This window comes from Labilibaculum sp., from assembly GCF_963664555.1.
Taxonomy (GTDB): domain Bacteria; phylum Bacteroidota; class Bacteroidia; order Bacteroidales; family Marinifilaceae; genus Labilibaculum.
Genome location: NZ_OY761461.1, coordinates 213,401 through 237,737 on the forward strand (window position 1 = coordinate 213,401; position 24,337 = coordinate 237,737).

General features: G+C 32.4%; 24 protein-coding genes and 2 tRNA genes. 16 read left to right on the forward strand and 10 right to left on the reverse strand.

Features of this window, described 5'->3' with window-relative positions; genetic code table 11:
* Window positions 1-89: 89 nt before the first annotated feature.
* From ACKU4N_RS00945 to ACKU4N_RS00965, 5 genes are all read left to right on the forward strand, one after another.
* Window positions 90-164 (forward strand) — tRNA-Val (locus tag ACKU4N_RS00945).
* A 29-nt stretch (window positions 165-193) separates the two neighbouring features.
* Window positions 194-271 (forward strand) — tRNA-Val (locus ACKU4N_RS00950).
* A 322-nt stretch (window positions 272-593) separates the two neighbouring features.
* Complete coding sequence (locus ACKU4N_RS00955) at window positions 594-1,160, forward strand: RNA polymerase sigma factor (protein WP_321319732.1); 567 nt, start codon at window positions 594-596, stop codon at window positions 1,158-1,160.
* Complete coding sequence (locus tag ACKU4N_RS00960) at window positions 1,132-1,407, forward strand: anti-sigma factor (protein WP_321319733.1); 276 nt, start codon at window positions 1,132-1,134, stop codon at window positions 1,405-1,407. Before ACKU4N_RS00955 ends, ACKU4N_RS00960 begins: the two co-directional genes overlap by 29 nt.
* 47 nt (window positions 1,408-1,454) lie before the next feature.
* On the forward strand, window positions 1,455-1,901 hold the full coding sequence (locus ACKU4N_RS00965; protein WP_321319734.1) for a tetratricopeptide repeat protein: 447 nt from the start codon (window positions 1,455-1,457) through the stop codon (window positions 1,899-1,901).
* Window positions 1,902-2,123: 222 nt separating this feature from the next.
* Here ACKU4N_RS00965 and ACKU4N_RS00970 read toward each other — a convergent pair whose 3' ends face one another.
* Together ACKU4N_RS00970 and ACKU4N_RS00975 are read right to left on the reverse strand one after the other, a co-directional pair.
* Window positions 2,124-2,735 carry a CHAT domain-containing protein gene (locus tag ACKU4N_RS00970; RefSeq protein ID WP_321319735.1) on the reverse strand — a complete coding sequence of 204 codons (612 nt, stop codon included), beginning with the start codon at window positions 2,733-2,735 and terminating at the stop codon, window positions 2,124-2,126.
* A 41-nt stretch (window positions 2,736-2,776) separates the two neighbouring features.
* Window positions 2,777-4,966 (reverse strand): tetratricopeptide repeat protein, encoded by a 2,190-nt coding sequence (locus tag ACKU4N_RS00975; protein ID WP_321319736.1) that lies wholly within the window; start codon window positions 4,964-4,966, stop codon window positions 2,777-2,779.
* 548 nt (window positions 4,967-5,514) lie between these two features.
* Between ACKU4N_RS00975 and ACKU4N_RS00980 the strand changes: the two genes are divergently transcribed.
* Together ACKU4N_RS00980 and ACKU4N_RS00985 are read left to right on the forward strand one after the other, a co-directional pair.
* Window positions 5,515-5,616, forward strand: a complete 102-nt coding sequence (locus tag ACKU4N_RS00980) for a bacteriocin (protein ID WP_407937229.1) — start codon at window positions 5,515-5,517, stop codon at window positions 5,614-5,616.
* Between the two features lie 456 nt (window positions 5,617-6,072).
* Window positions 6,073-6,936: a sensor histidine kinase gene (locus ACKU4N_RS00985; protein WP_321319737.1), complete on the forward strand. Its 864-nt coding sequence runs from the start codon at window positions 6,073-6,075 to the stop codon at window positions 6,934-6,936.
* A 52-nt stretch (window positions 6,937-6,988) separates the two neighbouring features.
* Here ACKU4N_RS00985 and ACKU4N_RS00990 read toward each other — a convergent pair whose 3' ends face one another.
* From ACKU4N_RS00990 to ACKU4N_RS01000, 3 genes are all read right to left on the reverse strand, one after another.
* The gene (locus ACKU4N_RS00990; RefSeq protein ID WP_321319738.1) at window positions 6,989-7,318 is read right to left on the reverse strand and encodes a hypothetical protein; all 330 of its coding nucleotides are present in this window, start codon (window positions 7,316-7,318) and stop codon (window positions 6,989-6,991) included.
* 12 nt (window positions 7,319-7,330) lie between these two features.
* On the reverse strand, window positions 7,331-8,353 hold the full coding sequence (gene ruvB / locus ACKU4N_RS00995) for a Holliday junction branch migration DNA helicase RuvB (RefSeq protein WP_321319739.1): 1,023 nt from the start codon (window positions 8,351-8,353) through the stop codon (window positions 7,331-7,333).
* A gap of 138 nt (window positions 8,354-8,491) precedes the next feature.
* Entirely contained in the window at window positions 8,492-8,872 is a 381-nt protein-coding gene (locus tag ACKU4N_RS01000; protein WP_321319740.1) for a response regulator, read from the reverse strand.
* An 855-nt stretch (window positions 8,873-9,727) separates the two neighbouring features.
* Here ACKU4N_RS01000 and rpiB point away from each other — a divergent pair.
* Both rpiB and ACKU4N_RS01010 read left to right on the forward strand, forming a co-directional pair.
* Window positions 9,728-10,168, forward strand: a complete 441-nt coding sequence (rpiB, locus tag ACKU4N_RS01005) for a ribose 5-phosphate isomerase B (RefSeq protein WP_321319741.1) — start codon at window positions 9,728-9,730, stop codon at window positions 10,166-10,168.
* A 129-nt stretch (window positions 10,169-10,297) separates the two neighbouring features.
* Window positions 10,298-10,741, forward strand: coding sequence for an RrF2 family transcriptional regulator (locus ACKU4N_RS01010; RefSeq protein WP_321319742.1), 444 nt, complete (start codon window positions 10,298-10,300; stop codon window positions 10,739-10,741).
* Here ACKU4N_RS01010 and ACKU4N_RS01015 read toward each other — a convergent pair.
* Both ACKU4N_RS01015 and ACKU4N_RS01020 read right to left on the reverse strand, forming a co-directional pair.
* On the reverse strand, window positions 10,736-11,164 hold the full coding sequence (locus tag ACKU4N_RS01015) for a VanZ family protein (protein ID WP_321319743.1): 429 nt from the start codon (window positions 11,162-11,164) through the stop codon (window positions 10,736-10,738). The two genes, ACKU4N_RS01010 and ACKU4N_RS01015, sit on opposite strands and share 6 nt — an antisense overlap.
* A gap of 227 nt (window positions 11,165-11,391) precedes the next feature.
* Window positions 11,392-12,111, reverse strand: a complete 720-nt coding sequence (locus tag ACKU4N_RS01020) for a head GIN domain-containing protein (RefSeq protein WP_321319744.1) — start codon at window positions 12,109-12,111, stop codon at window positions 11,392-11,394.
* Between the two features lie 189 nt (window positions 12,112-12,300).
* Between ACKU4N_RS01020 and hemW the strand changes: the two genes are divergently transcribed.
* Complete coding sequence (hemW, locus tag ACKU4N_RS01025; RefSeq protein ID WP_321319745.1) at window positions 12,301-13,437, forward strand: radical SAM family heme chaperone HemW; 1,137 nt, start codon at window positions 12,301-12,303, stop codon at window positions 13,435-13,437.
* Between the two features lie 55 nt (window positions 13,438-13,492).
* Entirely contained in the window at window positions 13,493-13,882 is a 390-nt protein-coding gene (locus ACKU4N_RS01030) for a rhodanese-like domain-containing protein (RefSeq protein WP_321319746.1), read from the forward strand.
* A gap of 148 nt (window positions 13,883-14,030) precedes the next feature.
* Here the strand turns inward: ACKU4N_RS01030 and ACKU4N_RS01035 are convergent, their stop codons facing one another.
* Window positions 14,031-16,274, reverse strand: coding sequence for a beta-helix domain-containing protein (locus ACKU4N_RS01035; RefSeq protein WP_321319747.1), 2,244 nt, complete (start codon window positions 16,272-16,274; stop codon window positions 14,031-14,033).
* Between the two features lie 35 nt (window positions 16,275-16,309).
* Complete coding sequence (locus ACKU4N_RS01040) at window positions 16,310-19,033, reverse strand: TonB-dependent receptor (RefSeq protein WP_321319748.1); 2,724 nt, start codon at window positions 19,031-19,033, stop codon at window positions 16,310-16,312.
* Window positions 19,034-19,899: 866 nt separating this feature from the next.
* On the opposite strand from ACKU4N_RS01040, the gene ACKU4N_RS01045 reads away from it, so the two are divergent.
* Both ACKU4N_RS01045 and ACKU4N_RS01050 read left to right on the forward strand, forming a co-directional pair.
* Window positions 19,900-20,784, forward strand: coding sequence for a sensor histidine kinase (locus ACKU4N_RS01045; protein WP_321319749.1), 885 nt, complete (start codon window positions 19,900-19,902; stop codon window positions 20,782-20,784).
* A gap of 25 nt (window positions 20,785-20,809) precedes the next feature.
* Window positions 20,810-21,514, forward strand: a complete 705-nt coding sequence (locus ACKU4N_RS01050) for a response regulator transcription factor (RefSeq protein ID WP_124994520.1) — start codon at window positions 20,810-20,812, stop codon at window positions 21,512-21,514.
* Here ACKU4N_RS01050 and ACKU4N_RS01055 read toward each other — a convergent pair.
* Window positions 21,511-22,215, reverse strand: coding sequence for a ComF family protein (locus ACKU4N_RS01055; protein WP_321319750.1), 705 nt, complete (start codon window positions 22,213-22,215; stop codon window positions 21,511-21,513). The genes ACKU4N_RS01050 and ACKU4N_RS01055 overlap by 4 nt on opposite strands.
* 218 nt (window positions 22,216-22,433) lie before the next feature.
* Between ACKU4N_RS01055 and ACKU4N_RS01060 the strand changes: the two genes are divergently transcribed.
* The 3 genes from ACKU4N_RS01060 (at window position 22,434) to ACKU4N_RS01070 (ending at window position 24,266) form a co-directional block, all read left to right on the forward strand.
* Complete coding sequence (locus ACKU4N_RS01060) at window positions 22,434-22,805, forward strand: carboxypeptidase-like regulatory domain-containing protein (protein WP_321319751.1); 372 nt, start codon at window positions 22,434-22,436, stop codon at window positions 22,803-22,805.
* Between the two features lie 9 nt (window positions 22,806-22,814).
* Window positions 22,815-23,282 carry a toxin-antitoxin system YwqK family antitoxin gene (locus tag ACKU4N_RS01065; RefSeq protein WP_321319752.1) on the forward strand — a complete coding sequence of 156 codons (468 nt, stop codon included), beginning with the start codon at window positions 22,815-22,817 and terminating at the stop codon, window positions 23,280-23,282.
* A 246-nt stretch (window positions 23,283-23,528) separates the two neighbouring features.
* Window positions 23,529-24,266: an energy transducer TonB family protein gene (locus ACKU4N_RS01070; RefSeq protein WP_321319753.1), complete on the forward strand. Its 738-nt coding sequence runs from the start codon at window positions 23,529-23,531 to the stop codon at window positions 24,264-24,266.
* Window positions 24,267-24,337 lie beyond the last annotated feature (71 nt).

The window sequence follows — 24,337 nt, forward strand, 5'->3', positions numbered from 1 at the left end:
CCTCTCTTGAAATATATTTTCACTTTTTTAATTATTCTTCTTGCAGATATAATATTTCCATCTTATATTTGCATCGCTTTTAAGGGCAAGGGCGATTAGCTCAGTTGGTTCAGAGCACTTGGTTTACACCCAAGGGGTCATAGGTTCGAATCCTATATCGCCCACTATAAAAAGCACATATTCCCAATAATTCGGGCGATTAGCTCAGTTGGTTCAGAGCACTTGGTTTACACCCAAGGGGTCATAGGTTCGAATCCTATATCGCCCACCAAAAGATCAGATTTTCATTAGAAAATCTGATCTTTTTTTTTACCATAAATTATGCATTCATAAATCTTTTTATGACATCTGCCGTATATAAATTCAGATTAATCAAAAAAAATAACTTTTAGGAACATTCAATTTTGAAAGAAAATTGTATATTGGATTGGTTTATGTTAAAAAATTATCATTTTCATTAAAAATCATTATTTAATTTAAATTTTATCGGCCACTTAATCAGCAACTTACACTGTAAAGTGCACTTTTTTTACTTTTTTTTTACTTTTTAAGGGTTACCTTTTAGCCAATAAGGGAATAAAGGGATAGGAAATATGGATTACACTACGGAAGCGATACTTGAGGGGATCAGCATGAGCAATAATGATGTATTAAATTACATCTACAGCAAGTTCTTCCCAAGTATTCGGAATTTTATAGAAAACAATAACGGAAGTGAAGAAGATGCAAGAGATCTTTTTCAAGAAGCCATTATTGTAATCTACCGTAAAATGAAAAAAGAACCTTTGGTTCTGAATTGTAATTTTAAAACCTATATCTATTCAATTTGTAGACTTTTATGGTTGAAGCAACTTGAGAAAAGAAAAAATAGCAATGAAATTAGTTCAGATGCTATTTTGGACAATAGATTGGATGAAGCAACACAGACCTACGATCAAACCGAAAGGTACAGGCTGTATCAAAAGCACTTCAAACTTCTTGGCTCAGATTGTAAAAAGGTGCTTCAATTAACTCTTGAAAAAGTTTCTTTAAAGGAAATATCCGAAATTATGGGATACAAGAGTGAGAAGTACGCAAAAAAGAAAAAGTATCAATGCAAGCAAGTATTGATGGATAGTATTAAAAGTGATAATGAATTTAAAGAAGTATATGATGAATGAAATGAATTTTGACCGTATCGAGGATTTTCTTGACGGTGATCTAACAGAAAGCCAATTGAAGGAATTTGAGAAGGAATTACTCGAAGATTCTGAACTTCAAATGGAACTTGACCTTCATATGGAGGTTAATGAGGCCATAATGGAACAAGACGTTATGGATCTTAGAGCAAAATTAGAGGCTATTGAAATACCTTCTAATCCTACTCAGAAGCGAAAACTGAAATTTTTGACTAGTGGAATATTGTAGCTGCATCCCTTGCTTTAGCTATTGGCTTTGGGAGTTTAATGTACATCATGAACAACCAGTCTGCTTATTCAAATGATAAAGTTTTTAGCAACTACTATAAACCATACAACGTTGTAATCAACACACGTTCGTCTGATATCATGATAGATAATTTATTGGTTACAGCTTTAAAAAGCTATGAAACTAAAGATTATCGAACCGCTTTAACTTTATTTAAACAAATATTGGATAAAGACAGCACGAACATCACAGGTAATTTTTATTCGGGCATTTCGAATATCGAAATTAATGAATACTCAAAAGCAAATAAAAACTTTAGCAGAGTATTAAAGCATAAGAATAACCTGTTTATAGAGCAATCTGAATGGTATTTGGGTTTTTGTTACCTAATGACCAACGAGAAAGAAAAAGCTCTTAAGCAATTCCATGTAATTGCCCAGGGAAATAGTTTTTATAAGACAAAGGCTTTGGAAATAATTAACAGGCTGGAATAGATCACTTCATCATTCATCAAAATAAAGTAAGCCATCCAATAAAATTGGGTGGCTTTTACTTTTGTAATTGTAGTTCAATCAGATTTATTGCCCCTGAATAATGAGATATAGGCCGGGAAAGCTTTTAAGACTCTAACGTAAAAAACATCCATTTCCTGCTCTTATATCTTCAGAGTCTGAGCACCACTTTAGGCGATTTTCACTAACTAAAATAGCGTGATTCTATGCAACAGCTTTACCTTTAAATTTTTTTCGGAAAAATAAGAATAAAATTAATCCAACAGAACCGAAAGTAAAGTATATTAATTTATTAAATATCCCATTATCATATAACGGATCCACATCTCCTAATGTAACATATCCCGACCAAAAATAAGGATGTGATTTTAATGCATCTGCGGTTTTTAAATATTCCAATTTGGCTTGACGAAGAGCATTATCCTTCTTCAATCCCTGAGATAAAAAGGTATAGAAATTACTCATTAGATTTGATCCTGTTTTATCCTCTACGGTCCACAAAGTCATGATTACACTTGGACAGCCTGCATAGAAGAAACCACGTGCTAAACTCATTACTCCTTCTCCCTTCAATAACTTACCATCACCAGTGTTACAAGCACTTAAAACAACCATTCTTGCATTAAAATTCATGTTGTAAATTTCATGCGTGTTTAGAAGGCCATCTTGTAAAGAGTCAGAATTTTGTGTGAAAACGAGTTTTGAATACATCGGATTTTCATCATCAATAATAGTGTGCATTGCCAAATGGAGCACATCATAATCACCCGAATTCGCTTTAAAATTAGCTTCCGTGGCCATATCATCAATAAACAAATCACCGGGTATAACTTTTGATATATTTGTAACTTCCTCCTTTACCCCGGTAAGGGATATAATTTATCCCGATAAGCTCTTTCCGTTAGTAAAATTGAATCATCAACACCATCATAAGAAGGTGCAAAAGCTAAAACTGATTTGGTTGAAGAAAAATTATAACTGCTCGAATGATTTTTGAACCCAAGAGTAGCTGAATTGTGGTAAGTAATTGAATTATCTTTTATTAAATATTCCAGATTTCTATAATTCATCGTTGTAGAATCCGCTTCCTTTTTCAAAAGCACACCAAATGGAATATAGGCCATTTTATCATCAGGAACTATGAGAAGATTTTTTCCGCTTATTAAACTGTCTTTGTCATTTAATAAATGTTGATACAATATATGTGCTGATTTTGTATACCTTTTATAATAACCAGCACTACTATTGGAAAAGTCATTCGTTTTCAAACAATTACGAACCTCCTCTAAATGATAATCAAAGCTATCTTTCACAATTTTCTCCCGCTCCACTTCAAAACCCGATTTTGTTATTACGAAAGAAAATAACGCAGAATCCGAGATAGAATATTCAATCAATAAATCATTATCATTTAACCTTCTCTGTAATTCTTTTATATCAATAGTTTTGGTATCATATTTCAGTGCGTAATACTCCGGATAATCCTCCTCAAAACGAAGAACCATTTGATTGTATTCATCATTTAATGTAAAAAGTACATTTTGCCAGTTAGTAATAGAATCTCGATTTGGTGTTTGCTTTCTTCTTTCGTCATGAACCAACTCACGGTACTTCGCAATATCCAACTTCAAATTTCTTTCCAGAACCTGCAATTCTGTAGAAATACCCCCGAAATTTTTTGCATTCACATCGTTTAATGAAGACAGTAAACTAGCTGATTTTGAACGCTCAGCATATATGAAAGCTTTTTCTTTGTATTTTACATCCTTTGTAAGTTGATATAATTCAACCGCTATCTCAATTGCTTGATTATAAGTTTCTTTTTCATTTTTAGAAAGAGCAAATTTACTTTCTTCATCCTGATAGGCAATTCTAATTTTATCAATAATATCCAAACAAAGATCATAGGTCTGCAGACTAAAATCTAAATCTGAAATGCTATTGGTTTTATCGTATAAATAACGAAGCGTAACAGCCTTTGGTTTTAATATCTCCAAAATAGAAAGCTGAGGATCTATTTCATCTAAGGATGGATTGATGTAAACCGTGCTGTTGTTAAAATTATCCAAATCAGAAATAAGTGCCTTTTGATAATATTTCAAAGCATTTAAATGATCTTTCTTTTTAAAGTAGTAATCCCCAAAATTCTTTAAACAATGAGCTGTATCCGGATGTTTGTCTCCAAAATTTTTAACATATACATCATATGCAAGGTTCAAATAGGCAAGAACTTTATCATTATTTCCAATTTCATCCTGAAATACAGCATAGTTCAAATAATAATCTCCCAGCAAGTAATAATCATTACCATTTATCTCTTTTACTTCAGATATACTTTTCTGATAATATCTATCCGCTTCCACATAATTACCTAACTTTTTATAGCAATTTCCAATTGTATTTCTTGTTATAGAAGTATTTCCAACATTTTCTTTTATTTTTAAATCGAGTGTTTTTAAAAAATAAGAAAGAGCTTCAGAGTAATTATTTCTTTTATAAAAGGTAATCCCTAAATTTTGATAAGTCTGAGACAACCATCTTGATTCTTTCTGGATCTCCATTAAGGATAAAGCTTTTTCATAATAAGTTTGAGCTCTAACCAAATCACCGTAATTATTGAAAATAATTCCTTTATTAACATAAATAGGAATCAATTTATCTGAATCATCACCAAACTCAGTGACAGTAAAATTCTCAGCAAAATCATAATATTTTAAGGATTTTTTCCAATCTCCTACTCTGTTTAATAGGACACCAAAATTCACATAGGTTCTGTACACTAAGTTTTTATCTACTAATCCACCCTGATTTATAGTACCAATTGCATTTTCAAAAGATTGAATAGAATAATCGAATTCACCTTTTCGTAAGAAACCAACCGCTCTATTAAACTGCTCTTGTAGTAAAGAATCACGATTACTTATTTCCGAATTAATCTTCTTTTCGAACTCTGATTTTGAGTTAAAATTAGTGCTCCCACTAAATAAAAAGAGAAGAAAAAGAGGAAAAAGAGGAAAAATAAGATTCTTTTTTAGGAAATTTTTCACGCTAAGGTAAAGTTTTTTAATGTTCTCACAAACAATCTATTACAATAAGAATAAAGCCTAATAAAAGTTTAAATATAGAGTTTTTTTTTATTTTTTATTAAAAAAACTCTGTTTCCAGGGTTACCTTTTTCAAAAAAGGGGAATAAAGGGGTGTAATCCATAAAAAACTTAAACAGCTATAATCTAAAAAAAAACGAAGCAACAATGAAAAATTTTGAAATAGTATCCCAGGAAGAATTACAGAACATCAAAGGCGGTATCAACGAAATGACTGACAAATGTACTAGTGAGGAATGTATCGTGTAATGACCAGATTGATCATATTCCATTTTCCTAATAAATAAAACCTAGTAGTAACCAGTAAGACCAAACAGCAATGAAAAATTTTGAAATAGTATCCCAGGAACAATTACAGAACATCAAAGGCGGTATCAACGAAATGACTGACAAATGTACTTGTGAGGAATGTATCGTTTAATGACAAGATTGACCATATTCCATTTTCCTAATAAATAAAACCTAGTAGTAACCAATAAGACCAAACAGCAATGAAAAATTTTGAAATAGTATCCCAGGAAGAATTACAGAACATCAAAGGCGGTATCAATGAAATGACTGACAAATGTACTAGTGAGGAATGTATCGTTTAATGACCAGATTGACCATATTCCATTTTCCTAATAAATAAAACCTAGTAGTAACCAATAAGACCAAGCAGAAATGAAAAATTTTGAAATAGTATCCCAGGAAGAATTACAGAACATCAAAGGCGGTATCAATGAAATGACTGACAAATGTACTTGTGAGGAATGTATCGTGTAAATGAAAGTATCTCTTCAAAAAGATTGACAAAGAGATTATAATAACTTATATTTACTGATCCCATGACAAATTTTGAAGAAATATCCACACAAGAGCTATACCTTCTTAAAGGCGGTATCAACGAAATGACGGACAAATGCATTTGTGATGATTGCATTGTTTAAAGTAATCCCAATACACATATCCTATAAAACATTTTATTCATAAAAATTAGTCTGTTTTGTTTTAAGTAGTGTAAAAACAAAATACTAATTGACTCTATTATTGAGACTAAATTCATTTGCATGGAGAGACGTCCTACATATAAAGAACTGGAGCAATTGTTAAAAAAAGAAAAAGCCAAAACCGCCCAGGCAGAAGTGCTTAAAAATTCTTTTCTTGCAAATATGTCACATGAAATTCGAACACCAATGAATGCTATTATCGGTGCTTCAGAATTATTACGTGATGATTCTCTTTCAAAAATAGAGCGAAATGAATTTACTAACATTCTTAATACCAGCAGTAAAGAATTGTTGGATTTATTTAATAGAATACTTGAACTTTCCCAATTAGAAAGTGGTTCTATGCATTTCCAGGAATCGGAAATATCAGTTCACACTTTATTTATTCAATTGTATTCTATATTCGGACAAAACATTAGTGATTCTCAGAAAAATATAATCTTAAATTTTACTGAAGATCTACAAGAAATTAAAATATTCACAGACCTTGACAAATTAACCAAGGTTCTATCCTATCTTCTCGAAAACGCGGTAAAATTCACTGAAAACGGAGAAATTGATTTTGGTTGTGCAATTCAGGATAGAAATAATATTCTTTTTTACGTAAAAGATACAGGTCCTGGAATTAACAAAACAGAACAAGAAAAAATATTTAAAAAATTCACGCAAGTGGATAATTCCTACACAAGAATTTATTCAGGTGCCGGATTAGGTTTGAGTTTATGTAAAGAGATTGTAAACTTTTTAGGTGGTAAATTATTTATTGATTCTCACCTTGGACAAGGTTCCATTTTTTACTTTACAATTCCTCTAAAATATACAGAATCAAACATCGTTTTAAAAGAAAAAATAGAAGCTATTTTAAAGCTTAATATTAACGATATATATTCTTTATCTACTATTAAAAAGAATATTGCTATTTAGGAAAATTACTAGGTTACATAAAAGGAGTTTGCTGGTCACAAACTCCTTTTTTTTATTTAGACTTAAAGGATATTTCTTTCAAATTAAGTAGTAGATCAAATACGATTGTTAATATCAAAAAATTAAACTTTTGATTCCAATCATAAAAAAATCCTATACAAGCTACAATCATAAATAGAATATTTGCCAAACGCAGAACATCCAAAATTTTAAATGATTTAACACAATCATAATTTAGTGTTTTTAATCTGTAAAATACATTAAGAACAAGTCCCAGACTTAAAACAGCCAATCCATATTTCTCAGCTTGTAAAATAAATAAGGCACCAATAATAATTAAAATTGTTGCGCTGGTATAAACAATTGATAATATTCTATTCATCTGTTTTTGTGATTAAAAAAGTAGTCCCGGATCAGTAAATTTATTTTTGCCCAAATGAGAATAAGCCAGAGGAGTTACTTCTCTTCCCCGAGGAGTTCTTTTAATAAATCCTTCTTTGATTAAAAACGGTTCGTAAACTTCCTCGATTGTACCACTATCTTCACCAACAGCTGTTGCAATGGTTGAAATACCAACCGGTCCTCCATTAAATTTATCAATCACTGTATTTAGAATCCGATTGTCCATTTCATCCAAACCATGTTTGTCAATATTTAAAGCTTCTAAGGAGAATTTAGTTATTTCCAAATCAATATTTCCATTTCCCTTTACCTGAGCAAAATCCCTAACCCTTCTTAAAAGTGCATTTACAATTCGTGGTGTTCCTCTGCTTCGAGAAGCAATTTCGCCTGCAGCTTCATGAGAAATTTCGACGTTCAAAATTTTAGCAGACCGTTCAACAATTTTAGTCAAAACAGGAAGGTCATAATACTCTAAGTGACAGTTTATTCCAAAGCGGGCACGTAAAGGTGAGGTTAGTAAACCCGAACGAGTTGTTGCACCAATTAATGTAAATGGATTTAATTCCAGTTGTATGGAGCGTGCAGCGGGCCCCTTATCAATCATTATATCGATCTTGAAGTCTTCCATAGCAGAATACAAATACTCTTCTACAATCGGACTTAAACGATGAATTTCGTCAATAAACAACACATCGTTAGGTTCAAGATTGGTTAAAAGCCCGGCAAGGTCTCCTGGTTTATCCATTACCGGACCCGATGTTATCTTTAGTCCAACACCTAATTCGTTCGCTAAAATATTTGAAAGTGTTGTTTTTCCTAATCCCGGAGGTCCATGAAGCAGCACATGATCCAAAGCCTCTTCACGCATTTTTGCAGCCTTAACGAATATACTTAGATTTTCAACGGTCTTTTTTTGACCTCGAAAATCACTAAATTCAAGAGGACGTAATTTCTTTTCATACTCTTTTTCGTTGTCCGAAAAATTATTATCTCTGATATCCAGATGATCCTCCATTAGAAGCAAGATTTGACTACATTCATTGGTAAAGAATGAACTGATTTATACAAAAAAGGGTTACGGAAATTTATCGATAGGCTCATCCCGAATAAGATTAATTCTTTTTCAAAGATAAAACTGAAACTGCAAATTTATTTAAAGATCTAAACTTTTTAGCACTTTAAACAAATTATCAATTTCAAAAGGTTTTGCGATATGCGCATTCATGCCATTTTCAAGACATTTTTCTTCGTTGGCAATCATGATATCTGCTGTTAAAGCTATAATTGGAATTTTCTTACCATTCTCTAGATTTCTAATTGCTTTGGTGGCATCTAATCCATCCATTTCCGGCATCATGATATCCATTAAAATAAAATCATAATCGCCTTGTTTAAACATTTCAATTGCTTCTATTCCGTTGTTGGCAACATCAATTAAATAACCATATCGTTTTAAAGTAAACTTAACAACGGTTTGATTCAATTTATTATCCTCAACTAATAAAATGGAATAGTTTTTAGTTTCCCAGCTCATGTTTTTACTTCATGGATTTTTCAATGCAATGCAAGATAATAAAATCATTGCAATAACCTGATATTTGAACGAACTATAATTTGAATACAATTCAAGATAAACAAGGCAATTCACCTTTATCAACAAGTCTAATATTATTATTTATTTTTTAAAATTTCTTAAAAGAATATAATGATTAATATATCCTGTTAATACTGTTGGTAAGAGTTTTGGGATTTTTTTGATTTTTGATTTAAATTAAACCTGATAACAGGAAATGAACAGGTATTGTTAATTTTATCATATATGGTTTTCAGTAGAATACTGAGTTTATTAACATGTTGTTGATAACGTATAACTTTAATAAAAAACTGTTTAAATAATATTAACAGTGTGTTGAAAACCTGTTGAGAGATGTGAATCTTCAAATGAAAAATAAAGTTGTAATGGGATAATATTTTTTCTATACAATCATGAAATTGTATGATCCAAAGAAAAGATTCTAAAATTTAGTAAGGAAAAATCAACAGTATGTTAACTGAATGTGAATAAAAATGTTGATAGCAGTGAAAAGTTAATGTAAATACCTGATTTTAAGTTATAATATTCATTGTCATTATTCATTCGAATAGGGATTTATTAAAATATCTTTTTATTAAGCTAATGAGTAATTTTAATTAGTTTTGTATCCTTAAAGAATTAATAGTTTTGCTGATTTTAAAGAATAGGTTAAGAAATATTGAATTATTAATCTACTTTATTTTGAAAAATTACAAATATGAAACGTCCAATCTAAATCGATTTTCATACATAAAGAGAGATAATGATTTCAGCAAGGAAATTCCATATGGTAACTAAAAAAGAAATTATAAACATATGAAAACACTAAAAATAGCCATTGCATCAGATCATGCAGGTTATCAATTCAAGAATAAACTTGGAGAATTTTTAAAAGAAAACGGTTATTTGGTAACTGATTTTGGAACTGATTCGGAAGCTAGTATGGATTATCCTGATACAGCTCATCCATTAGCAGAGGCTGTAGCAGCAGAGGAATTTGATTTTGGATTTACTCTTTGTGGTAGTGGCAATGGAATTACCATGACAGCAAATAAGCATCAAAAAATTCGTGCGGCATTGTGTTGGAATTCAGAAATTGCAGAATTAGCGAGATTGCATAACAATGCAAATGTGTGCGGAATTCCGGCTCGATTTATTTCTTACGAGGAAGTAGAAAAAATTGCAAAAGTGTTTTTAGCTACTGATTTTGAAGGTGGTAGACACCAAATTAGAATTGATAAAATTCCTTTAAAATAGAATTTTATTTTTTTGATAAACAGAATCTAAATAAGGAATTAAAGAATTAAAGATGCTTTATTAGTAGTAAATATTGTTATATTTGTGCTGATTGTTAGATAAATGTGAGAGTAATACTAAATAGAAAAAATGTTATCGAATACCTGTAAATATGCAATTCGTTCAGTAATTTATTTATCGCTGAATGGCACAGAAGGAAAGAAAATTGGGATTAAAAAAATTTCTGAAGATTTAGATATTCCAACTCCATTTTTGGGCAAAATATTGCAAAGTTTAGCCAGACAAAAATTACTTACTTCAACAAAGGGACCTCATGGCGGATTTGGTATGGGAAAAAAACCATCTGAAATTACTTTGATGAATATTGTTGAAATAGTTGATGGATTGGATATGTTCGAGAATTGTTTAATTGGTATGAGACCCTGTAAGACACATACAAATAAACAATCTCCTTGTCCGGTTCACAATCAGTTTGGAAGTATTCGACAAACCATTTATGATTTATTTAACGGCAAAACAATTGGTGAATTAATCGATGAAATGGGAACAACTGAAGAATTTATTAGTTTATAATATTTTCTTTAAAAAAGATATGTTGCAAAAGGGCTTACTATTTAATAGTAGGTCTTTTTGTTTTTTTAGCCAGGGATAGATTAATATTGCGATTACACCACCAAAAATATCCGCGAATAAATCCCAATAATCGCCGCTTCTATGTACGAAATAATTTTGCTGTAGGTATTCTATTAGACCTCCGTATAGGGCAATTAATAATAGGATAATTCCTGCACTATAAACCCGTCTTAATTTGGTTTGAATACTTAACTCTGCGAAGAGAAAAATTCCCATTATAAAGAACATTCCGAAATGAACAATCTTATCGAAGTGTGGTATTGTTATTATTGAAGTTTTGGGAAGATCATCTCCAGGAATCGAACACAGAATGAAAATGACAACTGCCCATAGAATGTTACGCCAAAATAATTTAGTATTCATAAAGTATTGCTGAATTTTATTCAAAGGTAATACGCATTTTTAAGATTTTTATTTTTTCAGAGAAATACTTTCTTTTCTTTGAATAGAGAATATTCACTTGATGGGCAGTTTTAAAGAACAAATAATTACTTAAGTGCCTGTAAAATATACTAAGTATTCGTGTAACTATAGAACACACAAAAAAAGGAATCAAATTGATTCCTTTTTAAGTTAGTATGCTGTTTTAATTAGTATTTTTTTAAACTGCCCAGAAAAGAAATATCACTTGTAATTTTAGGTTCTCCTTTGTATTTAACCGAACCAATTCCTGAGATACTTACCCGAAGATCTTCTTCTACGCAAACTTTTCCACTTCCAACCCCACTAATATCAATACTGCCTCTTTTTACAAGCAGATCGTAGGCATTTACACTTCCTGCACCGGAAATATCAATTGAAATCTCGTCGCATTTACCAGCCAATTTAATGGTTGAAGCACCACTATTATCAATTGTTAATCGATTGGCTGAAAGTTCCAAATCGGCAGAAGATGCACCGTTTATTTCTATATCTAATTCATCGAAACGAAGCATTTGGTCACTTTTTAAAGAAATAGCACCATTGGCTTTTAATTCGCTAAGATGTTTAAAACCGATGTATAGTTTCAATTCTTTTGATTTGTATATACTTTTTTCGGTTGAGATATAAAGTACGTCTCCTTTCACCTTGGTTTTAATTATCTCCATAAGATTTTCATCAGCAACAACTTTTAAGCTGTAATCATCATTCTGTGAAAGAATAATAGTAAAGGCACCGTTTACTTTAATGGTTTCGAAAGGGCTTACTTCTCTTTCTTCTGTTTGCACATTGCCATTGCCTTTTATTCCATCTGCTTTAGCAGGAAGTATACATATAAAGCTGATAAACAGAATCGATACTAATGAAAATATTTTTCTAATTGGATTCATAACTATTATTTTTAGGTATAAGTTCACTTTAGCTTTGTTGATATAAAGACGTTTTGGGAATATAAGTGTTGCATTTTTTCTTAACTGATTGTTTTAATAACTAACAAAAGTTAACAAGATTTTTAATTATTCGTTTGTTGAAGAGGAAAATTTGTCAAATGAATTTACCTTGCAGAAAAATAGATTGATATGTCGGGAGTATATTTTCACATTCCATTTTGTAAACAACTTTGCCACTATTGTGCTTTTCACAAAAGTATTTCATTGCAGGCAAAAGATGATATGTTGGAATGCTTAAAGCTTGAATTAAAACTTAGAAAAGGATATTTAGGTGATACAAGTTTAAATACCATATATTTTGGAGGAGGAACACCATCGGTGTATCAACCAAAAGAAATTGAATCGTTGATTGATGAAGTGGCCAAGTATTTTACTATTGATGCTAATGCTGAAATTACATTGGAAGCCAATCCTGATGATCTTACTGAAAAATACCTGCAGGAGCTGAGTAAAACCAGGGTAAACAGACTTAGTGTGGGAATTCAATCGTTTCATGATGAAGATTTGATTCTGATGAACAGAAGACATACCGGTAAAGAGGCTTTTGAAGCTATTCGCAGAGCGCAAAGTTTAGGCTTCGATAATATATCAGTTGATCAGATTTATGGTGTTCCCGGCTTAAGTATGGAAAAATGGAAGGAGAATTTAGATCTTGTTTTTGATTTGGATGTTCAGCACATTTCATCTTACCATTTAATGTATGATCCAAACACAATTTTCACAAAAAAATTGGAAAAAGGACAGCTGGTTGAGATGGATGAAGAAGAGAGTTTTGAGCAGTTTAATTATTTGATTGATGAAGCCAGAAAACATGGCTTTATTCACTACGAAATTTCTAATTTTTCGAAAGAAGGATATATTTCAAAACACAATTCAAGTTACTGGAAGCAGAAAAAATACCTGGGAATTGGTCCGTCAGCACATTCCTACAATTTGGAGCAAAGAGAATGGAATATTGCCAACAATTACAAATACATAAAGGCAATTAGGGAAGGTGAGAGTTTTTCTGAAAAGGAAGAGTTGAGCGAATATGATCGATTCAATGATTTTGTTTTGACTTCGCTTCGGACTTACTGGGGAATGGATTTAGAATTGGTACGTAAAGATTTTGGTGAAGAACTTTATCAGCACTGTGTAACAAAATCTAAAAAATATCTTTTATCGGATCATGTCAGACAAGAAAATAATTGTATCATTTTAAATGATAAAGGTGTGTTTGTTTCCAATGATATTATGTCCGATTTTTTTTGGATTGATGAAGAATAATAGAATGCAGATACAAACGTTGTTAAAGTATACTCGAATTACAATTCTATTTTTGATGAAAGCATTTACTTCTTTTTTATTTGTGTTTATTGTGCTAGGCATTTCAAATGTATACTCTCAAAACTATTCAATTCAGGTTTTAACTCCAAACCATTTCAATAGGGTTTTACAGCTAAATCCTGACGCTGTACTTATTGATGTAAGACCAAAGAAGGAATTCAAAAAAGCTCATATTAAAGGTGCTCATTTAGCTGTAAATTCAGAGGAATTATTTCATTTGATTGATTCGCTTGGTACAACCAGAGTATATCTTATTTATTGTAAATATGGTGAACGAAGTATTGATGCCGGAAAGATGATCTATGAAAAATATAGGATATTTGTTTGTTCCCTGGAAGGAGGATTGGATGCCTGGCTTAAGGAGGGAAAAGAAGTTGAGAATTGATATTATTTCAGTTTGAAGGATAGGACTGAGATAGATCCGGCAATTAGAGATGTCTTTCAAAAAATTGGAAAATTCTAAACAGAGAAATAGAAATAAAAGGCAGATCTTCACGGATCTGCCTTTCCTAATTATCTGTATTTATAGTGAACTATTGTACAATAGTAGTTCCGTTGTAAGCTTTGTTCAAAGCATCCGACAACCAAGTTGGTTTTGCAGTACCAGCACCAGCACCTGTTGCATCAGCATTTTCGGTAACAGTTAGACCAGTAATGGCTTTTACATCGTTACCAGTTCCCATATCAACAAATTTAACATTGGTTACAACAATATCGCCAGCATCGATTCTAGCATGTGCGGCAGCATCTTTTGTTGCGTCATCAGCATAGAAATAGGCTTGAGCTTTGTTAGCTGCCAATCCGCCAATTACAATGTTATCAATGTTCATTTTACCAGCACCTTCTTTCAAATAGAATGGTTTTTCGCCCATTCCGTAAACAGTAAGGTTTTTTAAAGTAGCGTTGGTCATAGGAGTTGCAGTACCGTTATCACCATTGTTTGATCCTTCAATTCCTGATTTTGTAGAATTGATTGATAACCAATACTCTCCGGTTCCATTCCATCCGTCAGCGAAATCAATTCCATCATCTTCACTGTCAACAGAAACAAAGTGAGTAGCGTTTACAGTTCCACCAAAGAATTCCATACCATCATCACCACCTTTATAGGATACGATATAATCAAGAACAGTAGCAGAACCAACAGCGAATAAAGAAAGTCCGTTAAACTCTTTAGTATCGGTATATTTATAACCTGTATATTCCAAACGCAGGTAAGTAATGCTTCCTGAATTATCATCAGCAACATCGCCGCCATAAGTTAAACCGGAAACTTCAGCACCAGCACTTGCATCGGCTTTGTTAGTTGGAGCGTATCCGCACAATACCAATCCACCCCATGCTTCTGCTTCTTCTTTTGCGCAAGTCATAACAACAGGAGCATCAGCAGTACCATTTACAAAGATTTGAGCACCTTGTTCAACAGCGATATAACGAACTGCAGCATTGGCCTGAGTTACTTCCGAAGCGATAATTACAGTTCCAGCAGGGATAGTTAATTTTGCACCTTTTTTAACAATTACAGGACCATCAAGAATATAAGTAGTATTGGCATCTAATGTTTTATCTGATGTGATATCTTCGTTTAACACCAAAGTAGATTTTACTGCATCACCAAAAACAGTAGTTGTTGCATTAATTGTATTTAATGCGTCCGGCATCCAGTCTGGTTTGTTGATACCATTACCAGCTCCGCTGGCAGAAAAGTTTTCTGAAACGGTTAAACCAGCTACAGTCTTAACTGTATTTCCTTCACCCATGTTTACGAATTTAACGTCGGTAACTTTAATATCACCAGCATCAATTCTAGCATGTGCGGCATCATCTTTTGATGCATCATCAGCATAAAAATAAGCTTGAGCTTTTCCGTCTGCTAAACCACCAATAACGATATTATTGATATTCATTTTACCAGCACCTTCTTTCAAATAGAATGGTTTTTCGCCCATTCCGTAAACAGTAAGGTTTTTTAAAGTAGCATTGGTCATAGGAGTTGCTGCTCCGTTATCGCCGTTGTTTGATCCTTCGATACCTGATTTTGTTGAGTTGATTGAAACCCAGTACTCTCCGGTTCCAGACCATCCGTCAGCAAAATCGATTCCATCATCTTCACTGTCAACAGAAACAAAGTGAGAAGCATTAACGGTTCCACCAAAGAACTCCATACCATCATCACCACCTTTATAAGATACGATATAATCTAAAGTAGTTCCAGAACCAACACCGAATAAAGAAAGTCCGTTGAATTCTTTTGTATCGGTATATTTATAACCTGTATATTCCAAACGCAGGTAAGTAATACTTCCTGAATTATCATCAGCAACATCGCCGCCATAAGTTAAACCGGAAACTTCAGCACCAGCACTTGCATCAGCTTTGTTGGTTGGAGCATATCCGCACAATACCAATCCACCCCAGGCTTCAGCTTCTTTTACATCACTGGTCATTACAACAGGTGAATTAGCAGTACCATCAATATTTATTTTTGCTCCTTGTTCAACAGCGATGTAGCGAACTTCGCTGTTTGCAGAGGTTGGTGTTGTGGCTTCGATTCTTGTTCCCGCAGGAATTGTTAAAGTAGCTCCCGATTTTACAAGAAGTTTTCCTGATAACTTGTAAACTTTGCTGGCATCTAATGTCATGCTTTCGGTAACATCCCCCTTAAAATTTTCAACTGTAAATTTATCAAGCGGGTTGTCAGTCCCATTGTCATCATCTGAACAACTTGATAAAGCAATTATAGAAATCGCTAACATCGATAACAATAAATTTTTCATTTTTTCTTTTTTTTTAATTATAAAATGGAATTTTTTTAAAATGTATAGTTTACTCCCAAACTGAATTTCACTCCTTTTTTATGGTGTTTAACTAACCAGTTTTGGGTTTCGTTTTCCTGAATTCTATCTATATTCTGGTTTAATATATTTTTTACAGAGAGGCTTACACCGAACTTTTTTAATTTTGATTTTACAACAAAATCAAGATTGTGAATTTCCTTGTCTACCTGATTTCCCAGTGATGCATATCCAATTAGATTTAATCGGTCAGAAACATAATTGTAGGAAATGGTAGAGGTTATTGAATTAACAGTGTTCCAAGAATATTTATAACTTAAATTTGCATTTGCAATAAGCGGAGCAGCACCTTGTAATTCTTCTTTATCTTTATTGAAATTTGCATTTACAAGACCTTGAGATTGTTCGTTAATTTTTTCACTATCCAATGTCTGCTCAGTTTTCATTAAGGTAAGATTGGCAGTTGTGTATAATTTTTTAGCAGAATTTCCGGAAGAAATTGTGAGAATATCTTTTTTAGCTTCCAGCTCTACTCCATATACATAAGCCCAATCTCCTGTATTTGCATAGGTAAAATCGTTACTGGCTGATGCCATTACAAATTTGTTGATTGGGTCGACGATGTATTTACCAAAAACAGCAGCAGAAAATAATTCATTTGGTTTCGGGTATACTTCCCATTTCAATTCTCCATTGTAGTTTTTTGAAGGAGTTAAATATGGATTTCCTAATGATTCTTCGTCTTTATCTTGAAATGAGAATAAGGCAGTTTCTTTAAATTGCGGAAGCGTATAAGTTACACCTGCTGCAAATCGCAGGTTCGATTTATCAGTTAAAGCATATCGTAAAGATAGATCCGGTAATACGTTTAATTCCGTAAAATCATTTTTATCGCTTCCTAAAGCCGTATTGTATTCAATTTGCTGATAAACATTTTCAAGTCTGACTCCTAATAAAAGCAACAAGCGGGCAGTAAAGTTGTATTCTAAGGAAGCAAATCCGGCATTGATAGTCTGTTTTCCATCGTAGGTATCAAACACTATAAAATGACTTGATCTAACCCTTAAGTCAAACAGTTTATTTTGGAGACCTTCATTGTTAAAATAGGAATCAATATCATCAACATTAGTAAGTCTATTGTTCAAAATTTTATGATTGAACTGAACGGCTTCAAAGCTTCTTGTTTTGAATTTTCCAGAATAACCTACACTTAATTTTCCTTTGTAACCGGCATCTTCAAATCCTTCTCCAAATTTGTAATCCAGATTAAAATTCCCAGCTATTTCATCCTCCACCAAGTCATGATAATATCTGCTGTTATTGGCCGGATCGTTGGTTGCAAATTCTTTTTCTGTATCAGTACCATTTTCCATGGTAATATATCTCCTGTCAGGTACAACGTTGTTTACGTTGTTATAGGTAACTCCCCAATGAATATCTGTTTTAGAATTCAGTTTATGATCTCCCAGCAACTGATTTACGAGTACGGTGTTTTTTTCATATTCCATTTTACGAACAAGTGCACCCTCTTCAGCCAAATCTTTAATGTATCCTGTGCCACTTCCAATCCAATCTTCCGAAGTATTTAAGAACATTGAGTTCAAATAAATATTGGAATTGCTCCAATTGTAATTTAAATTGATCATTCCGGTTGTTTGAGTATCGTATTGGTACTCCTCACCGGTTAAATCCTTTCTTAAATCATTGCTGCCGTTTATTTTTCTTTCGGCAAGTTCTCCATAGTAGTATTCGTTATCGAATGACAATGTTCCAAAAACATTTAGCTTTGAATTTTCAAAATCGAAAGTTTTTCCTCCCGATATGGCTAATCCTAAATTCGGATAGATTGTTTTCTCCTCAGGATTCCATTTGTTCTCAAATTTGTAATTTGAAAAATCAGTTGGATAATCTGAGTTATAAAATCCTGTCAAATTAGGTCCGTCACTCATATAGAATTTATCGGCATCCAGTGTGCTTGAGTTCAAACCTGTTTTTACACCTACCTTAAAAAAGTTTTCACCACTATGCTTTTTCGAAACAATATTGATGTTGGCACCGGCAAAATCACCTGATAAATTCGACATTGAAACTTTTTGAACATCAACAAATTCAATAATATCGGTTGAAAATAATTTTAAATCGATATTTTTAAACTGAGAATCGTTGGATGGTAAAGGCAATCCGTTTAGGGTGGTTGAGTTGTAACGATCCCCCAATCCACGAACGTTTAAACCATTAGTTCCTTCTTGTTTTGAAATTCCCGTAATTTTAGCAGCTGCAGCAGCAGCATCGGAAACACCTTGGTTGGCTAATTCCTGAGCACCAATAGATTGTTTAATTACTGCAGATTTTTTCTGATCCAACAGCAATACAACTTCAGATTCTCGTTTCGCTTTGGCAAACACCTTTACATCATTTAACTCTACTGTTGAAGATCCCAATACAAAATCCACACTCACCGAGTTTCCCTCATTAACGGAGATGTTTTCTTTTGATAAGGTTTCGTAGGAAATAAAGGAACATTTAAGAGTTACAACGCCAGCTGGAATATTTGGCAGTGAATAATTACCGTCAAAATCGGTTACGGTTCCAATAGTAGTACCGTCTACATATACCGATGCTCCAATTAATGCTTCTCCGGTTTTTCCATCCTTCACATTTCCTGTTGCGCTTCCCTTTTGCGCAAATACACTAATTGATGAAATGCTTAGTAATAAAACTAAGATTACTTGTTTAATCATTTTTTGAAAAATAAGTCAATACGTTTTTACTTTCTAATCACATTGCGATGTTAGGGAAGAACTGTGATTAGAATGATAAGTGCGTTTTAAATAAAAATTATCAAATTAAACTGCTGGTGTTAATTTTAAGTTAGGGATTGATTCGTTTGTAAAACAAATGTGAAGTGAATGTAAAGATGATATTTACATTGATAATTGAGCCAGTAGGTAAGTCAAATGTAATTAGTGTGTTATTTATATTTGCTTCGTTATTATTACAATGAGATTGCGAAATTATTACAGTGTTTTTTTAAGACAGTTTTTTTGATTTATTTATTTTTTCGAGTAAAAATGATCGAAAATTTCTCACGAAATATTTCTCACTTTTTTAAGACGAAATTATCGGGCTTAATTATTTTTATGTCTTAATTATTAAGATTTTATTAATATTTAAACAATTGAACTACAATAAGATTAATGAAAACTTAACATAGATTTCAAAGATTATCTTACTTTTATTTAAATATTTGCTGATCGAAAAAAGAGTGATTCAGTAATCCTTATTTTACGTCATTATTGTTGGTTTACTTACTTTAAATAGCGTTTTAAAATTTATATGAAACGTCTGTGACAAGGATATTTTGACACACGAGGGATAATTATTGGTACATGGCAAGTTCTCCCGATAAATTCGGGACAGGCTATATTGCAATTAAAAAACATATTATTATCATATGAAATTGATTTCATCAAAAAAGGTTACAGTCTATCTAAGTTTATTTACTGCATTGCTAAGTATATTACTATACGGGCTCACCTATTTTTTACCCTTTAATTTGTTGTATCTGATTATATTTACAATTATTACAGGTTTGCTGGTTTATTTCATGACAAAGTATCTCGTTGATCGATTTTTATATTCTAAAATCAGAATACTTTATAAAACAATTCATGATACTCAGTTAATTGATAAGGATTTAGCTGAAAAAGTTCAAAATACTGATGCTTTGCATGCCGTGGAAATGGAAGTGATGGAATGGAGCGAAAACAGGGGATCGCTGGTTTCACAATTAAAAAAACAAGAGAAATACAGAAAAGAATTTATTGGTAACGTCTCTCATGAGCTTAAGACACCTATCTTTAATATTCAAGGTTATGTTCTTACCTTGTTGGATGGAGGTCTGGAAGATCAATCCATAAACAGAATGTATTTGGAGCGAACTGAGAAAAGTATCAATCGTATGATTACAATTGTTAAGGATCTGGAAGTTATTTCAAAACTGGAATCAGGAGAATTAAAATTGTGTTTTGAGCGGTTTAATATCGTCGATTTGATAAATGAGGTGCTGGAGATGCAGGAAATTAGAGCTAAAAAGAATAATATAAAGCTCGTTTTTGCGCAAGAGAATGATAGTTCTAAATTTGTGTATGCAGATAAAAAGGAAATTTTCCAGGTTGTAAATAACCTGCTTGTTAATTCTATTAAATATGGAAAAAACAAAGGAACAACGCATATTGAAGTAATGAGTATGGATAAAACGTTTCTGATTGAAATTCGGGATAATGGTATCGGAATTGAACCTGATAATCTTCCCCGGATTTTTGAACGTTTTTTTAGAGTAGATAAAAGCCGGTCCCGAAATATGGGTGGTTCGGGATTAGGACTTGCAATCGTTAAACACATTATTGATGCTCATAACCAAACTATTAATGTTAGCAGTACGTATGGTGAGGGTGCAAGTTTTACATTTACACTGGACAAAGCAAGATAAACAAAACTAAATAACCAAAAGTATAATGGAAAGCAGTAATTACAAGATTTTATTGGTAGACGATGAATCTGATATTCTTGAGTTTTTGAGTTATAATCTGAAAAAAGAAGGTTTTCAGGTTGCCACAGCTGGAAATGGCGTTGAAGCCATTGAAAAAGCTAAAAAATTTCATCCTCATTTAATTATTTTAGATGTGATGATGCCGGAAATGGACGGAATTGAAACATGCGAAAAAATCCGTTCGATACCCGATTTTCAAGATGTGTTGATTTCTTTCTTAACTGCACGTGGAGAAGATTATTCTCAAATTGCTGGTTTTGAAGCAGGAGCTGATGACTATATCAATAAACCAATTAAACCAAAGGTATTTATAAGCCGGGTAAATGCTCTTCTAAAAAGATCAGGACGAATTTCTGATGATACTTCGAATCCATCAACCCGATTAATTACGATTGGGAATTTATCGATCGACAGGGAGCGTTATCTAATTATTCAAAATGGAAATGAGTTCTCATTGCCAAGAAAAGAATTTGAGTTGTTATTATTGTTGGTATCGCGTCCGGAAAAAGTATTTACCCGCGATGATATTTATGCGGCCATTTGGGGCGAAAAAATTATTGTGGGAGATCGTACAATAGATGTACATATTCGAAAATTGCGTGAAAAAATTGGCGATCGTTTTATTCAAACAATTAAAGGAGTAGGATATAAATTTGTTGATGTAGATTAAGCATATGCCAGGGTGGCGATACTAACTTTTGCACCCTCGGCTTTTAATAGGGCATGAGCGCACGCCTCAAGGGTTGATCCTGTGGTTACTACATCATCAACCAATAAAATGTGCTTGTTAATTAGATTCGATGGCTCTATCAGCTCAAAGATGTTATCCACATTTTGCCATCGTTCTAATTTGTTCTTTTTAGTTTGTGATTCGGTATGAATCTTTCTGATTAAATTTTTTGAATCAGTAGGTTTCAGCATAGATTTTCCAAGGCCAAGAGCTACTAATTCTGCTTGATTGTATCCTCTTATTTTTTCTTTCTTTGGATGCAGTGGAACAGGAATAATAACATCAATATCTTTAAAAAATTCTGAATTTTTTAGACTTTCACCAAAGTGTTTTCCCAATGCAATTCCAATTTCTTGTTTATTGTGATATTTCAATTTGTGAATTAACTTCTGAAACTGACTTCCTTTACTAAATGTATAATACGAAGCGGCATAATTAATATTTACTCTACCCCAAAACAATATTGAGACAGGATTATTTTTATGCAGATGAAAATCCGTTTTGGGTAAATGAAATAAACATTTGGTGCAAATTGTTGCTTCATTTTTAAATAGATAATTACCGCAAGCCTCACATAATCTTGGGTAGAATAAGTTAATAAAATCGTTGATACATTCTGATATGTAGCTTTTTATAGTCATGCAAGGTAGGTTGTAATAATTTCTCAATAAAAAGTTAACTCATACTTAATATTTTAATAAGCTTATTCTAATCTCTTTCAGATTATACCAGCCTACATTTGCTTGTGTAAGAGAAGGACAATCAATCAGATTTTTAATCCTACTCAAAAATAAAGAAATTAAGTTAATTAAAAAAACACATAGCGATAAAGTAATCTTCTTAAATCGAAAACAGAAAAATGAAAAAATTAATATTCCTTTTTGCCATACTGCTTGTTTTAGGTCTTGAAAGTAAGGCAGTAAAAGTAGTTACGCCTGTGGGCGATAAAGAAATAGAAGTTGCCGAAATGGCAGCAATGATAACAACGAGTTTAACTGGTGTTGTTTTGGATAATGAAACTGGTGAAGCATTAACAGGAGTTGCTATCCGTTTCGAAGGTTCGAATGAAACAGTTTATACGGATTTTGATGGAAATTTCAGAATTTCCAATGTTGTTCCGGGTAATTACAACATTTTGTCGAGTTATATTTCGTATAATGACAATAAATTAAAGGATGTGAATGTGAATGGTGTAAACAATGTTATTCGCCTGGTTCTTAAAAAGGATTAATTTTTATAAATGAGCAGGAAGTTAACAGTTGTTTTGGGCATTTTATTTTGTCTGCTAACAAATCACTCCATATCCCAGGTGATTAAGGAAGTTGAAGGATTGTATTATAATACAACGGGAGATTTGTATACGGGAACTTATACCGAATTTTACGAGAATGGTAACAAACGAATAGAAATGAATTTAGCGGAGGGAAAGCGAAATGGAAAAATTACGCTTTACTTCGAAAATGAAAAAATTCAGGAGGTTCGTTCTTATTCCGACGGATTAATGGATGGTACCTGGATTACCTGGAACGATAATTCTGTAAAAATTGCAGAAGCAACTTACAAACGGAACAAAAAACACGGAAAATGGTATATCTGGGACGATAATGGCGTTAAAAGATATGAGATGGAATATAGTGAGGGAGAAAAAGTTGGAACCTGGTATATTTGGGATGAAAAAGGAAATCTTTTAAAAGAACGAAAGTTTTAGTAAATTCAACAATAATAGTTCTCTGGAGTCGCTTAATGAAAATTAAGCGGCTTTTTTTGTTTATTCTAATTGATTGTAATGAATACATGAAAATTGTTAATAATTTTGTAATAGAAGCGTTACCCATTACAATAGTAATTAGAAATAGAATAAAATTTAATGAATTCCTTTTTTCAAATAGTAAGAAATATTAAAAACTGGCTTGTTCAATTTTTCAGCTTTCTTTATTCTGAATTCGTTGGTTTTTTGAGAAGAAATAAATACGGTGTGATGGGAACACTTGCTTTTCATATGCTTCTGATAATACTACTGCTTGCATTTAAATTGAATACAAAGAGAGAATTTTTAGAATCGGAAATTTTAATAGATATCCCACCCGAAGTGGCTGAACAATTTCTCAAAGAAGAGAAGGAGAAAATTGAAGAAGCCCTTGAAGAAAAAAAATCTGAAATATCTAAAAATGTAGACGAACTTCTTCGGTCAATTGCCGTAAACCAAAATGCTGCAAAATCAAAAACGGATCCGAAACGAAACGTTGATAAAATGATTGAAGAGATTCGTAAGGATTTGGAAGATTATGGTTCTGATGATGCAGCGAGTGGTTCAGGGGAGTTAAAAGAGTTTAGAAAAGATAGTTTGACTGATGCCGAGGCAAAAGAAAAGCAGAAACTTTTAGATTCTTTGGAAAGTATTTCTTACAGCGGTCCTAGCAGTGTTTATTACAATTTAGAAGGCCGGCATAAAATTTATTTGCCTATTCCGGTTTTTAAATGCGAAGGGGAAGGTTTAATTGTTGTGCAAATAACAGTTAATCAGGAAGGAAGAGTGATTCAGTCCAAGATTTTGGAACAAGCATCAGGAGTGCAGGATGATTGTTTGTTTGATGCTGCCTTGCAAGCTTCCCGAAAAACCAGATTTAATATCAGTACCACCAGCCCTCAACAGCAAATTGGTACAATTACCTATCAATTTGTAAAGCAATAAGCTTGTGATATTAGTTTACTGATAAAGCATAAAAATATATTATTGATTATTAATTAATAGTATATAAATTG

What these genes read in the sequence shown, in the direction of transcription:
- ACKU4N_RS00955 (WP_321319732.1), top strand. Translation starts at nt 594, where the DNA reads ATGGATTACACTACGGAAGCGATACTTGAGGGGATCAGCATGAGCAAT.
- ACKU4N_RS00960 (WP_321319733.1), top strand. Translation starts at nt 1,132, where the DNA reads ATGAATTTAAAGAAGTATATGATGAATGAAATGAATTTTGACCGTATC.
- ACKU4N_RS00965 (WP_321319734.1), top strand. Translation starts at nt 1,455, where the DNA reads ATGAACAACCAGTCTGCTTATTCAAATGATAAAGTTTTTAGCAACTAC.
- ACKU4N_RS00980 (WP_407937229.1), top strand. Translation starts at nt 5,515, where the DNA reads ATGAAAAATTTTGAAATAGTATCCCAGGAAGAATTACAGAACATCAAA.
- ACKU4N_RS00985 (WP_321319737.1), top strand. Translation starts at nt 6,073, where the DNA reads ATGGAGAGACGTCCTACATATAAAGAACTGGAGCAATTGTTAAAAAAA.
- ACKU4N_RS00990 (WP_321319738.1), bottom strand. Translation starts at nt 7,318, where the DNA reads ATGAATAGAATATTATCAATTGTTTATACCAGCGCAACAATTTTAATT.
- ruvB (WP_321319739.1), bottom strand. Translation starts at nt 8,353, where the DNA reads ATGGAGGATCATCTGGATATCAGAGATAATAATTTTTCGGACAACGAA.
- ACKU4N_RS01000 (WP_321319740.1), bottom strand. Translation starts at nt 8,872, where the DNA reads ATGAGCTGGGAAACTAAAAACTATTCCATTTTATTAGTTGAGGATAAT.
- rpiB (WP_321319741.1), top strand. Translation starts at nt 9,728, where the DNA reads ATGAAAACACTAAAAATAGCCATTGCATCAGATCATGCAGGTTATCAA.
- ACKU4N_RS01010 (WP_321319742.1), top strand. Translation starts at nt 10,298, where the DNA reads ATGTTATCGAATACCTGTAAATATGCAATTCGTTCAGTAATTTATTTA.
- ACKU4N_RS01015 (WP_321319743.1), bottom strand. Translation starts at nt 11,164, where the DNA reads ATGAATACTAAATTATTTTGGCGTAACATTCTATGGGCAGTTGTCATT.
- ACKU4N_RS01020 (WP_321319744.1), bottom strand. Translation starts at nt 12,111, where the DNA reads ATGAATCCAATTAGAAAAATATTTTCATTAGTATCGATTCTGTTTATC.
- hemW (WP_321319745.1), top strand. Translation starts at nt 12,301, where the DNA reads ATGTCGGGAGTATATTTTCACATTCCATTTTGTAAACAACTTTGCCAC.
- ACKU4N_RS01030 (WP_321319746.1), top strand. Translation starts at nt 13,493, where the DNA reads ATGAAAGCATTTACTTCTTTTTTATTTGTGTTTATTGTGCTAGGCATT.
- ACKU4N_RS01035 (WP_321319747.1), bottom strand. Translation starts at nt 16,274, where the DNA reads ATGAAAAATTTATTGTTATCGATGTTAGCGATTTCTATAATTGCTTTA.
- ACKU4N_RS01040 (WP_321319748.1), bottom strand. Translation starts at nt 19,033, where the DNA reads ATGATTAAACAAGTAATCTTAGTTTTATTACTAAGCATTTCATCAATT.
- ACKU4N_RS01045 (WP_321319749.1), top strand. Translation starts at nt 19,900, where the DNA reads ATGACAAAGTATCTCGTTGATCGATTTTTATATTCTAAAATCAGAATA.
- ACKU4N_RS01050 (WP_124994520.1), top strand. Translation starts at nt 20,810, where the DNA reads ATGGAAAGCAGTAATTACAAGATTTTATTGGTAGACGATGAATCTGAT.
- ACKU4N_RS01055 (WP_321319750.1), bottom strand. Translation starts at nt 22,215, where the DNA reads ATGACTATAAAAAGCTACATATCAGAATGTATCAACGATTTTATTAAC.
- ACKU4N_RS01060 (WP_321319751.1), top strand. Translation starts at nt 22,434, where the DNA reads ATGAAAAAATTAATATTCCTTTTTGCCATACTGCTTGTTTTAGGTCTT.
- ACKU4N_RS01065 (WP_321319752.1), top strand. Translation starts at nt 22,815, where the DNA reads ATGAGCAGGAAGTTAACAGTTGTTTTGGGCATTTTATTTTGTCTGCTA.